This window comes from Pseudomonas alkylphenolica, assembly GCF_016009175.1.
GTDB lineage: Bacteria > Pseudomonadota > Gammaproteobacteria > Pseudomonadales > Pseudomonadaceae > Aquipseudomonas > Aquipseudomonas alkylphenolica_B.
The window spans coordinates 102,252-114,937 of the sequence record NZ_JADUCM010000001.1; the positions used below are offsets into that span (position 1 = coordinate 102,252).

Consider the following 12,686-nt stretch of genomic DNA (forward strand, 5'->3'; position numbering starts at 1 on the left):
TTCAGGCGGCAGCAGGGTTGTCGAACTCACCGGCCATCCAGCGGCCGACTTCGGTGAGGGTGGTGTGCGCGGTGGCCTTCAGCGGCGACAGGCGGCCGCTGCACAGGGCGCCTAGGCGGTCGCTGATCTGGAACAGTTCATCGAGGTCTTCGGAAATCACCAGGATTGCTGCGCCGGCATCGCGCAGGGCGATCAGCTCGCGGTGGATGGTCGCCGCCGCACCGACATCCACGCCCCAGGTCGGGTGCGCCGCGACCAGAAGCGTCGGTTGCTGCATCACTTCACGGCCGAGGATGAACTTCTGCAGGTTGCCGCCGGACAGGCTGCGGGCCAGGGTGTGGATGTCCGGGGTCTTCACCCCGAAGCGGCACACGATGTTTTCGGCCAGGGCCTCGACACGGCCGCGACGGACCATGCCGTGGCCGACCAGGCCCTGGTGAAAGGATGACAGCAGGGCGTTGTCGGCCAGGCTCATGTCCGGCACCGCACCGTGGCCCAGGCGCTCGGCGGGCACGAAGGCCATGCCCAGGCGTCGGCGCGCATCCGGGTGCAGGTTGGCAATGGGCTGCTGGTCGAGGGTGATGCGCTCGCGCTCGCCGCGCGGCAGGCGGGTTTCGCCAGACAGCAGGGCCAGCAACTCGTCCTGGCCGTTGCCTGCCACACCGGCAATACCGACGATCTCGCCACTGCGCACTTCCAGGCGCAGGCGGCTGAGCGAGGTACCGAACGGGTCGAGGTTGCGCCAGCTGAGGTCGTCCACGCGCAGGCGCGTCAGCCCGCCGCCGACTTTCGGGTAGCTGGCTTCCAGGCCCTCGGCATCGCCGACCATCAGCCGTGCCAGCTGCAGGTCGCTGCACTCGCGCGGCACGCAGGCACCGGCAACGCGCCCGCCACGCAGCACCGTGGCGCTGTCGCACAGGGCGCGCACTTCGCCAAGCTTGTGGCTGATGAAGAGGATGCTGCAGCCCTCGGCGGCCAGCGCGCGCAAGGTGACAAACAGCTCGTCGACCTCTTGCGGGGTGAGTACCGAGGTCGGCTCATCGAGAATCAGCAGGCGAATGTCCTGCATCAGGCAGCGCACGATCTCCACCCGCTGGCGCTCGCCAATCGACAGGCTGTGCACCAGGCGTTGCGGCTCCAGGCCCATGCCGTAGCGCTGTGACACCTCGCGGATTTTCGCCTCCAGCTGCTTCGGTGTGCCGGCGTCGCGGCCCAGCGCCAGGGCGATGTTCTCGGCCACGGTGAGGGTTTCGAACAACGAGAAATGCTGGAAGACCATGCCGATGCCCAGCGCCCGGGCCTGGGCAGGATCGCGGACCTGCACGCGCTGGCCTTGCCAGAGCACCTCGCCGCTGTCGGCGGCGGTAACGCCGTAGATGATCTTCATCAGGGTACTTTTGCCGGCACCGTTCTCGCCCAGCAGGGCGTGAATTTCACCCGCCTGGATGCGCAGGTCGATACGGTCGTTGGCCAGGGTGCCCGGGTAGCGCTTGGTGATGGCGCGCAGTTCCAGGCGCAGCGAAGAGGCGGAATGGGACATGAGGCGGCTCGGTAATGGCTTGCGGTACTGGGCTGTAAGCAAAAACATGGCCAATTGGTCAGATTATTGGCCGAGCCGCAGGCCAGAGCCGCTGGGCCCATTCATTGATGTGTCGATGTTCATCATCGCGGCGGATCGTGCAGCGTCATGGAGCGGGCGGATGCGCTGCGATGGTGCACGCAAGCTGACTGGCTGTTGAACATGGAACTGTTTGCCCAGCAACAGCAGGGCAACACTTTGCTGTTCTGCAGGGTTGTAGGATTGTTGGATGAATCCTTCAACTAATTGAAATTAAAGGATTTTATTCGTTGGCATGGCTTGTGCCTTAGTCCTTGGCATCTCTGTACCCAGATCCAAGGAACGTCCATGTCTACGCCCGCTGTCAGTGCCCATTACGATATCCGCCAACCGGATGCCCACATCATTCGCGATGACGCCGAAGCCATCGCCGTAGCCCATCGCGTCGCTGCGCTGCTGCGCGAGGGCGCCAGTGAACGCGACCGCAATCGTCAGGTGCCGGCCGATGTAGTCGATGCCTATTCCAACAGTGGCCTGTGGGGCATCACCGTGCCGCGCAGCTACGGCGGCGCCGAAGTGTCTTTCGCCACCCTGGCCAAGGTCATTGCCATCGTTTCTGCCGCCGACCCGTCGCTGGGGCAGATCCCGCAAAACCATTACTGCCTGCTGGAAGACATTCGCCTGCAAGGCAGCGACGCACAGCAACGCTTCTTCTTTGTCCTGGTACTCAAGGGCCATCGCTTCGCCAATGCGCTTTCGGAAACCGGTGGCAAGACCGTGCAAGACATCAGCACCCGCCTGGTGGCCGAAGGCGATGGCTACCGCATCGACGGGCGCAAGGGCTATTGCACCGGCTCGCTGTACGCCCACTGGATCGGCGTGCTGGCGCTGGACGAGCAGGGCCGCGGGCAACTGGCCTTTGTTGAGCGCGGCACGCCGGGGCTGGTGGTGGTGGACGACTGGGACAGCATCGGCCAGCGCACCACTTCCAGCGGCACAGTGATCGCCGATGGCCTGCGCGTGCCGGCCTTCCACCTGTTCGCCAGCTACCGCTCCTATGAAAGCCCGACCCTGGCCGGGCCATTCGCCCAGCTGACCACTGCCGCCATCGATGCCGGCATCGGTCGCGCGGCGCTGGACGACACCATCGCCTTTGTTCGCGAGTACGCCCGCCCGTGGGTGGATGCCAAGGTCGACAAGGCCGGTGACGACCCGCTGACCATCATCCAGATCGGCTCCCTGGAGATCCGCCAGGAAGCCGCCGAAGCGCTGCTCGAGCGTGCGGGGTGGGTACTGGATGCGGCCAAGCCGGCACCGGATGAAGACAACGTCGCCGCTGCGTCGGTGGCAGTGGCCAAGGCCAAGGTGCTGACCACCGAGGCGGCCATCGAAGCCACCAACCGCCTGTTCGAGCTCGGCGGCACCCGCTCTTCCCAGGCCCGGCACAACTTTGATCGCCACTGGCGCAACGCCCGGGTGCATACCCTGCACGACCCGGTGCGCTGGAAGTACCACCTGGTCGGCAACTGGGCGTTGAACGGCATCAAGCCGGCACGTCACGACTGGAACTGAGGAGTGGCCATGCCCAAACACATTCGCCTCAATGCCTTCGCCATGAACACCGTCGGGCACCTGTCGCCCGGCCTGTGGCGGCACCCGCGCGACCAGTCGCGGCGCTACACCGACATTCATTACTGGGTCGAGCTGGCCAAGACCCTGGAACGCGGCCGCATCGACGGCCTGTTCATCGCCGACGTGCTGGGGGTGTATGACGTGTATGGCGGCAACGCCGATGCGGCCCTGAGCAATGGCGCTCAGGTGCCGGTCAACGATCCGCTGCAGCTGGTGCCGGCGATGGCCGCCGCCACTGAACACCTGGGGTTTGGCGTCACCGCCTCGGTGTCGTTCGAGCACCCGTTTCCGTTCGCCCGGCGCATGTCGACCCTCGATCACCTGACCGGAGGGCGTGCCGGCTGGAACATCGTCACCTCGTACCTGAGCAGCGGTGCGCGCAACCTCGGGCAGCGCGAGCAGCTGTCCCACGACCAGCGTTATGCCCTGGCCGAGGAATACCTGCAGGTGTGCTACAAGCTCTGGGAAAGCAGCTGGGACGAGGACGCGGTGCGTGCCGACCGCGACAGCGGCGTCTACGCCGACCCGGCCAAGGTGCACGGCATCGAGCATGAAGGCACTTACTTCAAGGTGCCGGGTTTTCACCTGTGCGAGCCGTCGCCGCAGCGCACCCCGGTGCTCTACCAGGCGGGCGCCTCCAGCCGAGGCCGGGCCTTTGCCGCGGCCAATGCGGAGTGTGTGTTCGTTGCCGCGCCAAGCAAGGCGGTGCTGAAAAAGCAGGTCGACGAATTCCGCGCTGCCGCCGTCGCCGCCGGGCGCGCGGCGGACGATATCGTCATCCTCGAACAGTTGACGGTGATCGTTGCCGAAACCGATGAGGCTGCGCTTGCCAGGCTGCGCGAATACCGCGAGTACGCCAGCGCCAGTGGCGCGCTGACCCTGATGTCGGGCTGGACCGGTATCGACTTCTCCCGCTATGACCCGGACCAGGTGCTGCGAGAAGTGCCGAGCGATGCCATTCAGTCGGCGGTGGACGCCTTCACCCGCGCCGACCCCACCCGTACCTGGACCACCGCCGAAATTGCCGACTACTGCGCGATTGGCGGCGACGGCCCGGTGCTGGTGGGTTCGGCGAAAACGGTGGCCGACCAGTTGCAGGAATGGGTCGAGGCAACCGGCGTCGATGGCTTCAACCTGGCCAGCGTGGTGGCGCCGGAGACCTTCGTCGCCGTGGTTGACCTGCTGGTGCCGGAGTTGCAGGCACGCGGCCTGTTCAAGCGCGAGTACACCGAGGGCACCCTGCGCCACAAGCTGTTTGGCCAGGGCGATCGCCTGTGCGCACCGCACCCGGTGGCTGCCCTGCGACGGAGGGCCGGCGAATGAACGAATGGCTGGTCAACCTGGACTGGTTCGAAGTCGGCCAGGCCAGCCTGGAAACCCTGAGCATGCTCGGTGCGGCGCTGGCGTTCACCGTGCTGCTCGGGCTGCCACTGGGGGTGTTGCTGTACCTCACCGGCCAGCGCCAGCTGTTGTCCAGCCCGGTGCTGTACCGCTGCCTGTCGGTGGTGGCCAACGTGCTGCGCTCGCTGCCGTTCATCATTCTGCTGATCGTGCTGATTCCAGTGACGACGTTACTCACCGGCACCTCGCTGGGGGTACGCGGCACCATTCCACCGCTGGTGGTGGGTTGTACGCCGTTCTTTGCGCGGCTGGTGGAAGCTGCGTTGCGTGAAGTCGACCGCGGGCTGGTCGAAGCCAGCCAGGCCATGGGCGGCAGCACCTGGCAGATCATCCGCTACACGCTGTTGCCGGAGTCGCGCACCGGGCTGATTGCTGCCGTTACCGTGACGGCCATCGTGCTGGTGGATTACACCGCCATGGCCGGGGTGATTGGTGGCGGAGGCCTCGGCGACCTGGCGATCCGCTTTGGTTACCAGCGCTTCCAGACCGATGTGATGGTGGTCACCGTGCTGCTGCTGATCGTGCTGGTGCAGGCCCTGCAGATGAGCGGCGACCGCCTGGTGCGGTATTTCACCCGCCGCTGAATGTTCCGTTACCCGCCTGCGGCAGCCGGGATTCGCTGCCGCACCGGCCCCACGTTCGCCAGACGACGGCCCACCTTTTTGCTCAGGAGTCAGACCATGTTCAAGCAGTCTCTGGCGGTGTTGGCCGCCGCGATCATCAGCCTCTCGGCGCATGCCAACGAAAAGCTCACCGTCGGCGCCACCCCGGTGCCACACGCGGAAATCCTCGAGTTCGTCAAACCCGTGCTGGCCAAGGAAGGCGTGGACCTCGACATCAAAGTCTTCACCGACTTCATCCAGCCCAACCAGCAACTGGCAGAGAAAAACCTCGACGCCAACTACTACCAGTACCGGCCGTTCCTCGATGACTACAACAAGACCCGCCACACCGACCTGGTGCCGGTGGTGGGCGTGCACATCGAGCCTTTCGGTGCCTACTCCACCAGGATCAAGGACCTGAAGGACCTGCCCGATGGCGCCAGCGTCGCCATTCCCAACGACCCGGTGAACACCGGTCGGGCCCTGGTGCTGCTGCACGAAGCCGGGCTGATCAAGCTCAAGGACCCGAGCAACACCCTGGCGACCCAGCGCGACATCGCCGAAAACCCCAAGCGCCTGAAAATCCGCGAACTGGAAGGCGCGCTGCTGGCCCGTGCGGTGAACCAGGTTGACCTGGCCTTCGTCTTCGCCAACTACGCGCTGGAAGCCGGTATCGATACCAACAGCGCACTGATCGTCGAGAAAGGCAAAGACCTCTACGTCGAGTACCTCGTGGCGCGGCCGGACAACCTTCAGGATCCGGGCATCCAGAAACTGGCCAAGGCGCTGAATACGCCTGAAGTGCGCAACTTCATCCTGACCCGTTACAAAGGGCAGATTGCGCCCGGGTTCTGATCTTTGTTATTTCCAGCTGACGGGGCATTGCAAACGTGACGCACTTTTCCCAGCAACTCCTTGCCAGTGCCGTGCCCCTGCAACTGCGCGGCATTGGCAAACGCTATGGCGAACTGACCGCGCTGCAGGGCATTGACCTGCAGGTTCAGCGCGGCGAAATCTTCGGCATCATCGGTCGCAGCGGCGCGGGCAAGTCGTCGCTGTTGCGCCTGATCAACCGCCTGGAAACCCCGACTGAAGGCCAGGTACTGATCAATGGTGCGGACATCGGCGCCCTGACCGGGGCGCAACTGCAACCGTTGCGTCGTCCGGTGGCGATGATCTTCCAGCACTTCAACCTGATGGCCACCCGCACAGTGGCCGAGAACATCGAACTGCCGCTGCGCATGGCCGGTGTGCCAGCAGCGGAGCGGGCGCGGCGGGTAGATGAACTGCTGCAACTGGTGGGCCTGGTAGAGCGCCGCGCGGCGTATCCGGCGCAGTTGTCCGGCGGGCAGAAGCAGCGGGTCGGCATTGCCCGTGCGCTGGTGCTGGAGCCACAGATTCTGCTGTGCGACGAAGCCACCTCGGCGCTGGACCCGGAAAGCACCCAGGCGATCCTGCAGTTGCTGCGCGACATCAACCGGCGGCTGGGCCTGACCATTGTCTTGATCACCCATGAGATGGAAGTGATCCGCGACCTTTGCCACCGCGTGGCGGTGCTCGAGCGCGGGCGGGTGGTCGAGCAGGGTGAGGTGTGGCGGGTGTTTGGGGATCCGCGTCATGAAGTGAGCCGGCTATTGCTGGCGGGGTCGGCGCATGTGCAGGAGGCGGGGTCGGTAGCTGAGGATGAAGCGCTGGTGGATCTGCACTTTACCGGTGAGCGCGGCCTGGAGCCTGACCTGGCCGCGCTGTCGGCGTTGCTGCCGGGGTTGCGCCTGGTGCAAGGCGGGGTAGAACGGATTCAAGGCCGGGCCCTGGGCCGCTTGCGCCTGGCAGTGCGGGGTGGGGATTTGCAGCGGGTAGAAGGCCTGGCTGACCGGGTGGAGCGGGTTCGCTAGCCTGGTGTGTCGCTGCTGTTATAGGAGCTGGCGCAGCCTGCGATCTGGTGCGCAGCGCCAGCAGTGGCGGCTGATGCTGTGTGTCAGTCCAGCCGGGGTCGCCGGTGTTGCGGCCGCTGCGCGCCCGATCGCCGGCAAGCCAGGCTCCCACAGGTTTCGGTACACGCCATTCATGCTTCTGGCCGAAGGCCGTAGGAGCTGGCGCAGCCTGCGATCGAGTGCGCAGCGCCAGCAGTGGCGGCTGATGCTGTGTGTCAGGCCAGCCGGGGTCGCCGGTGTTGCGGCCGCTGCGCGCCCGATCGCCGGCAAGCCAGGCTCCCACAGGTTTCGGTACACGTCATTCATGCTTCTGGCCGAAGGCGGTAGGAGCTGGCGCAGCCGGCGATCGAGCGCGCAGCGGTCGTGCTGCGCGGATTGGCCTTGGGGCTGCTGCGCTGCCCATCGCCGGCGCTGCCGGCTCCCACAGGGTGCCACGAAGGGCATCACTCGATGTTCAAGACCCGCGCCGCATTGCCGTAAAAGAACTTCTCCAGCACCTCATCACGCAGGCCCAACCGCTGCGCATCTTCGATGCTCTGGCGGATCGGCCTGAAGGTGTAGGACGAGCCAAACAGCAGCTGGTCAGCGAGAAAACCGTTGGCCGCCTGCACATAGGCTTCACTACCGGCCTGGAAGAGATACATGTCCGGCAACAGGTGGATGTTCTGGTACAGAAAGGCCACGCCAATTGCCTGCTGCACATTTGGCCAGTAACCATGGCTGACCACGATCTTCAGCTCAGGAAACGCACGGGCCACAGCGGCCAGGCGCCCCGGATCGTTATAGGCCGGGTCCGGGGTGGTCGGGCCGCTCATGACGAACAGCGGCACGCCTCGCGCTTGCAAATGCGCGTAGATCGGCCAGTACAGCGGGTCATCGGCATGCCGCGCCGGCTCGGCGAAGCCGGGTTCCAGGTCGATGGCGGCGAGACCAAGCACATCGATCGCCCGGTCAATTTCCGCCAGCGCACCTTCCACGCCCTGCAACACCGGCTCCACTGCGCCAACGCCGATCAGTTCGGCATGGCCGTTCACCACGCAGTGGATCAGGTCGTTAGGCAGGTGCTGGGTAGGCGTGTGACGGCCTACCACCACCGCCTTGTACAGGCCCGCCTCACGGACTTCGTCAAGAAAGCCTTGCTGGGTCAGTGAGCGCTCGAAGTGGTTGTCCGCACCACGGGTACCGACGCGCCGATTGAGCCAGCGCGTGGTGGTGTGCTCGGGCGAACCCGGCACCGCGCCGAAGAACGGATGAAGGAACGCCGGGCGGCAACGCAGGTCGATGATTTTCATGCCGCCTGCTCCTTGCCCTTGTTGGCCCGCACATCAAATGCACCGCCGGTAAAAGCACCGTCGACGGTGACCTTGCCTTTACCCGGCAGCAGCGGAAACACCAGCTCGGCAAAGCGGTAGGCTTCCTCCAGGTGCGGGTAGCCGGACAGCACAAAGCTGTCGACGCCCAGGTCAGCGTATTCGAGCAGGCGTGCGGCCACGGTCTGCGGATCGCCCACCAGCGCCGTGCCGGCACCGCCGCGCACCAGGCCGACACCGGCCCAGAGGTTCGGCGCCACTTCCAGTTTGTTGCGGTCGCCGCCATGCAGCGCGGCCATGCGCCGCTGGCCTTCGGAGTCCATCTTCGCGTAGTTGGCCTGAGCCGCGGCGATGGTGTCTTCGTCCAGATGGCTGATCAGTTCGTCGGCAGCGGCCCAGGCCGCTTCGTTGGTTTCGCGCACAATCACGTGCAGGCGCACACCGAAACGCACAGTGCGGCCATGGCGCTCGGCGCGGGCACGCACGTCGGCAATTTTCTCGGCGACGGCGGCAGGCGGCTCGCCCCAGGTCAGGTAGGCATCCACGTGTTTGGCTGCCAGTTCATGTGCCGCCGGCGAGGAGCCGCCGAAGTACAGCGGCGGGTATGGCTGCTGCACCGGCGGGAAGAAGTTCTGTGCACCCTCGACTTTCAGGTGCTTGCCGTCGAAGTCGACGGTCTCGCCGGTCAGCAGGCGGCGCCAGATGGTGAGGAATTCGTCCGACGCTTCATAGCGCTCGTCGTGCTTGAGGAATACACCATCGGCGGCCAGTTCAGTGGCATCGCCGCCGGGTACCACGTTGAGCAGCAGGCGGCCGTTGCTGGCCTGGTCGAGGGTGGCGGCCTGACGCGCCGAGGCGGTGGGGTTGCCCAGCGAGGTGCGCAGGGCCACCAGCAGTTTGATCCGCTGGGTGACCGGCACCAGGCTGGCAGCGGTGACCCACGGGTCCAGGCAGCTGGCGCCGGTGGGAATCAGCAGGCCGTCGTAGCCCAGCTGATCGGCCGCCACCGCGATCTGGCGCATGTAGGCGTTGGTCGCCGGGCGGCCACTGGCCGAATGGCCCAGGTAGCGGGTGTCGCCGGAAGTCGGCAGGAACCAGAAAATATCGAGACTCATAAAAAGCATCCTCATTGCCATCGTCAGAAGGGGGCACGCGCGGCAGTGGTTTTCTAAGTGTTCAGATCGACAGGTTGATCACCCGGCCATCGAAACCGCCAGGGGCGGCACGGCGCTTGTTGACCACCAGTTCGCCGATGCGGATCAGGTGAGTACGGGTGATGTTGCGTGACAGGCCCAGCAGCTGCGCGGTGTGGACCTGGTTGTGATGACAGAAGCGATAGGCCGCGCGGAGCAGGGCGTCCTCGACCTTTTCGTGAAGGCCTTCGCCTTGTTCCTCGAACAGCCTCAGCAAGGCCCGTTGCAACAGTTCGTCTGCGCTTTCCTCACGTGCCCGGCTGCTGGCTTCGCGGCCGATACGCAGGTTGGACAGGTGCAGGTCTTCGGCGCGGATGACCTGGTTGCGGCAGATCAGCAGGGTGTGGTGAATGACGTTTTCCAGCTCACGGATATTGCCCGGCCAGTCGTAGCCCGCCAGGCGCTGGCGCGCCTCTTCGCTGAGGCTGACATCGGCATAGCCGAGGCGCCGGCTGTATTCGGCGATGAAGTGCCGGGCCAGGGGCAGGATATCGCCCGGACGTTCACGCAGCGGGTGCAATTGCAGGCTGACCACGTTGAGGCGGTAGTACAGGTCTTCGCGAAAATGCCCGGCGTTGATTGCCTTTTCCAGGTGGACGTTGGTGGCCGCCAGCACCCGCACATTGATCGGAATGCTTTTGCGCGAACCGAGGCGCACCACTTCACGTTCCTGCAGTACCCGCAGCAGCTTGACCTGGATCGGCATCGGCAGGTCACCGATTTCGTCGAGGAACAGCGTGCCGCCGTTGGCTTCTTCGAACCAGCCGGCCTTGGCCGCCAGGGCGCCGGTAAAGGCACCTTTCTCGTGCCCGAACAGCTCGGCCTCCACCAGCGACTCGGAAAACGCGCCGCAGTTGACCGCCATGAACGGGCCGTTGCGCCGTCCACTGAGGTTATGGATATGCCGTGCCACCAGCTCCTTGCCGGTCCCGGTCTCGCCGATGATCAGCACACTGGCCTCGCTCGGCGCGACCTGTTGCAGGTGGGCCAGCAGCGCCTGCGAGTGCGGGTCTTCGAAGACCTGCGCAGTAGCGCGGATCGAGGTGGCCAGGGACGGGGACGGGGGCAGGGTCAGCAGTTGCATGGACGGGCCTTATGAGTAGAAGGTCGGGGTAGGGCGCGTACCGTTCAGCGCCCATTCGCCCAGTTCATGGATGCGGTAATCCACCGGGTCGTGCAGGGTCTGGGTGCGCAGGTTGCGCCAGTGCCGGTCGAAGCGCAGCGAGGCATGGGTGGCGCGGGCGCCGGTGACTTCGAACAGGCGGTTGCAGATATCCAGGCCATGGCGGGTGGCGGCGACTTTCGCGGTGCCGATGGCCAGCGCCAGTTGCGCGCGTTCCTCGGCGCCCAGGGCCTGTTCCTTGGCCCAGGCGCGGTCGAGCAGTTCGGCCGCGCGCTCGACCAGCAGGCGCACGCTTTCAAGGCCCACCCAGAACTCGCCATAGTGACGCAGCACATGGGGGTCTTCGCCGCTGTGCCGGGCCGTGGAACGGAACCAGGGGCGGCTTTCGTTGAGGGTGTACTGGCGCGCCTCTTCGAACGCGCCTTCAGTGATGCCGAGGAACATGTTGGCGAAATGCAGCTGCGCGATCAGTGGCCGCAGGCACGCGAACGGCGTACTCAGCGGGCCGGGATCGAGCAGCAGTTCGCTGTGTTCGACCCGTACCCGTTCGAAGGTGGCGCTGCCACTGTCGGTCTGGCGCTGGCCGATGTTGTTCCAGTCACCGTGCAGGGTAATGCCGGTTCGCCCGGTCGGAATGGCGGCGATCAGCAGTTTGCCGCCGGCGCTTTCATCGACCGCAGAGGCGATCAGCATTTCCGAATCGCTGGCGCCGGAGCAGAAGCTTTTTTTACCCGAGAACTCGCACCAGCCGTCGAAGTGCTTGACCACGGTACGGGTGTCCAGCGGGTTGAGCGCGTTGCCCCAGAACCAGTGCTTGCGCGCCGTCAGTTCGTACCAGGGCTGCCATTGCTCGGGGCGGGAGAACAGGCGCACGGTGGCCAGCATCAAGTGCTGGAAGCCAAACACATGGGCAATGGAGCTGTCGACCCGGGCGAACTGGCGCACCACTTCAAAGGTTTCGCTCCAGCTGGCACCCAGGCCGCCGTATTGCGTCGGGATCATCAGGCCGAGCAGACCGCTGGCGCGCAGCGCATCACGCTCGGCCTTGGGTGTACCGCCACGGGCGTCGCGCTCGATGGCGGTTTCGGCGAACTGGGCGGCCAGCTCACGGGCGATCTGTACGGGCGTTTGCACGGTGTGGCGCGAAGGCAGGGGCATGGTCGTGGTCATGGTCTGCCTCAGGCGATCTTGCGCAGCGGGCTGGCGCTGACAACACCCGACAGCGTCGCGGCGGCGCGCTCGGCGGCCAGGGCGATGCGGGCCTTCAGCGCCGGGCTGGTGATCTGGTAATCCTCGAAATCGGCCTGGGCACCGTAGACGCCGATGGGCAAGGTCAGGGCCTGGAAGAAGCTGAACAGCGGGCGCAGTTGATGGTCGATGACCAGCGCATGGCGCTCGCTGCCACCGGTGGCGGCGAGCAGTACCGGGGTGTCGATCAATGCGTCCTGGCCGATCAGGTCGAACAGGTGCTTGAACTGCCCGGGGTACGAGCCGCGATACACCGGCGCGGCGACGATCAGCAGGTCGGCCTGTTCGATCGCCAGCAGTTCGGTTTCCACGTCGGCTGGCAGCTCGCTGCGCGACAGGGCGCCGCCCACCGGGCGAGCGATGTCGCCCAGTTCGATGACCCGGACATTGAAGTCCAGGTGCTGGCCAAGGGCAGTGATCAGCGCCTCCGTCAGGACCAGGGTACGGGAAGGGCGCCAGGCCCCACCGGAAACAGCGACGATGTTGAAAGCAGTGCTCATGATTCAAGTTCCTTGGCGCAGTGGTTTGCCTGAGTGGAGCAAGAGCCGTTCCAGTTTTTGAATGTGTTTAAAAACAATGGTTTACTGGTTTTTAACGACAATTGTCGTGTTGCCTGAGCGCCGCAAGTGTTGGTCTGTTGTTGCCTGGCAAACAGTTGCGTGGGTGTTGGCCGGTGAACAGCGCG

The 12,686-nt window shown here is 65.3% G+C and carries 11 protein-coding genes; 5 read left to right on the top strand and 6 right to left on the bottom strand.

The features are described from left to right. Position 1: 1 nt before the first annotated feature. Complete coding sequence (locus tag I5S59_RS00585) at positions 2–1,540, bottom strand: ABC transporter ATP-binding protein (protein WP_197874909.1); 1,539 nt, start codon at positions 1,538–1,540, stop codon at positions 2–4. Between the two features lie 366 nt (positions 1,541–1,906). Between I5S59_RS00585 and I5S59_RS00590 the strand changes: the two genes are divergently transcribed. From I5S59_RS00590 to I5S59_RS00610, 5 genes are all read left to right on the top strand, one after another. Then, positions 1,907–3,130, top strand: a complete 1,224-nt coding sequence (locus tag I5S59_RS00590) for an SfnB family sulfur acquisition oxidoreductase (protein ID WP_197874910.1) — start codon at positions 1,907–1,909, stop codon at positions 3,128–3,130. 9 nt (positions 3,131–3,139) lie between these two features. Next, complete coding sequence (locus I5S59_RS00595) at positions 3,140–4,513, top strand: LLM class flavin-dependent oxidoreductase (protein ID WP_197874911.1); 1,374 nt, start codon at positions 3,140–3,142, stop codon at positions 4,511–4,513. Next, positions 4,510–5,175, top strand: coding sequence for a methionine ABC transporter permease (locus I5S59_RS00600; protein WP_128324980.1), 666 nt, complete (start codon positions 4,510–4,512; stop codon positions 5,173–5,175). The genes I5S59_RS00595 and I5S59_RS00600 overlap by 4 nt, the downstream gene beginning before the upstream one ends. 96 nt (positions 5,176–5,271) lie before the next feature. Next, positions 5,272–6,048, top strand: coding sequence for a MetQ/NlpA family ABC transporter substrate-binding protein (locus I5S59_RS00605; RefSeq protein ID WP_197874912.1), 777 nt, complete (start codon positions 5,272–5,274; stop codon positions 6,046–6,048). A gap of 35 nt (positions 6,049–6,083) precedes the next feature. Then, complete coding sequence (locus I5S59_RS00610) at positions 6,084–7,088, top strand: methionine ABC transporter ATP-binding protein (RefSeq protein ID WP_197874913.1); 1,005 nt, start codon at positions 6,084–6,086, stop codon at positions 7,086–7,088. 482 nt (positions 7,089–7,570) lie between these two features. Here the strand turns inward: I5S59_RS00610 and I5S59_RS00615 are convergent, their stop codons facing one another. From I5S59_RS00615 to msuE, 5 genes are all read right to left on the bottom strand, one after another. Then, positions 7,571–8,419 (bottom strand): amidohydrolase family protein, encoded by an 849-nt coding sequence (locus I5S59_RS00615; protein WP_197874914.1) that lies wholly within the window; start codon positions 8,417–8,419, stop codon positions 7,571–7,573. Beyond that, on the bottom strand, positions 8,416–9,552 hold the full coding sequence (gene ssuD, locus I5S59_RS00620) for an FMNH2-dependent alkanesulfonate monooxygenase (protein ID WP_197874915.1): 1,137 nt from the start codon (positions 9,550–9,552) through the stop codon (positions 8,416–8,418). The genes I5S59_RS00615 and ssuD overlap by 4 nt, the downstream gene beginning before the upstream one ends. A gap of 61 nt (positions 9,553–9,613) precedes the next feature. Next, the gene (locus I5S59_RS00625; RefSeq protein ID WP_197874916.1) at positions 9,614–10,714 is read right to left on the bottom strand and encodes a sigma-54 interaction domain-containing protein; all 1,101 of its coding nucleotides are present in this window, start codon (positions 10,712–10,714) and stop codon (positions 9,614–9,616) included. Positions 10,715–10,723: 9 nt separating this feature from the next. Continuing rightward, positions 10,724–11,911, bottom strand: coding sequence for an acyl-CoA dehydrogenase family protein (locus tag I5S59_RS00630; RefSeq protein WP_197875206.1), 1,188 nt, complete (start codon positions 11,909–11,911; stop codon positions 10,724–10,726). A 20-nt stretch (positions 11,912–11,931) separates the two neighbouring features. After that, positions 11,932–12,501: an FMN reductase gene (msuE, locus tag I5S59_RS00635; protein WP_197874917.1), complete on the bottom strand. Its 570-nt coding sequence runs from the start codon at positions 12,499–12,501 to the stop codon at positions 11,932–11,934. Positions 12,502–12,686: the final 185 nt, after the last annotated feature.

Excerpts from the sequence above, each read along its gene's own strand:
- I5S59_RS00600 (WP_128324980.1), top strand. The coding sequence starts at position 4,510 with ATGAACGAATGGCTGGTCAACCTGGACTGGTTCGAAGTCGGCCAGGCC.
- ssuD (WP_197874915.1), bottom strand. The coding sequence starts at position 9,552 with ATGAGTCTCGATATTTTCTGGTTCCTGCCGACTTCCGGCGACACCCGC.
- I5S59_RS00595 (WP_197874911.1), top strand. The coding sequence starts at position 3,140 with ATGCCCAAACACATTCGCCTCAATGCCTTCGCCATGAACACCGTCGGG.
- msuE (WP_197874917.1), bottom strand. The coding sequence starts at position 12,501 with ATGAGCACTGCTTTCAACATCGTCGCTGTTTCCGGTGGGGCCTGGCGC.
- I5S59_RS00625 (WP_197874916.1), bottom strand. The coding sequence starts at position 10,714 with ATGCAACTGCTGACCCTGCCCCCGTCCCCGTCCCTGGCCACCTCGATC.
- I5S59_RS00605 (WP_197874912.1), top strand. The coding sequence starts at position 5,272 with ATGTTCAAGCAGTCTCTGGCGGTGTTGGCCGCCGCGATCATCAGCCTC.
- I5S59_RS00585 (WP_197874909.1), bottom strand. The coding sequence starts at position 1,540 with ATGTCCCATTCCGCCTCTTCGCTGCGCCTGGAACTGCGCGCCATCACC.
- I5S59_RS00590 (WP_197874910.1), top strand. The coding sequence starts at position 1,907 with ATGTCTACGCCCGCTGTCAGTGCCCATTACGATATCCGCCAACCGGAT.
- I5S59_RS00630 (WP_197875206.1), bottom strand. The coding sequence starts at position 11,911 with ATGCCCCTGCCTTCGCGCCACACCGTGCAAACGCCCGTACAGATCGCC.
- I5S59_RS00615 (WP_197874914.1), bottom strand. The coding sequence starts at position 8,419 with ATGAAAATCATCGACCTGCGTTGCCGCCCGGCGTTCCTTCATCCGTTC.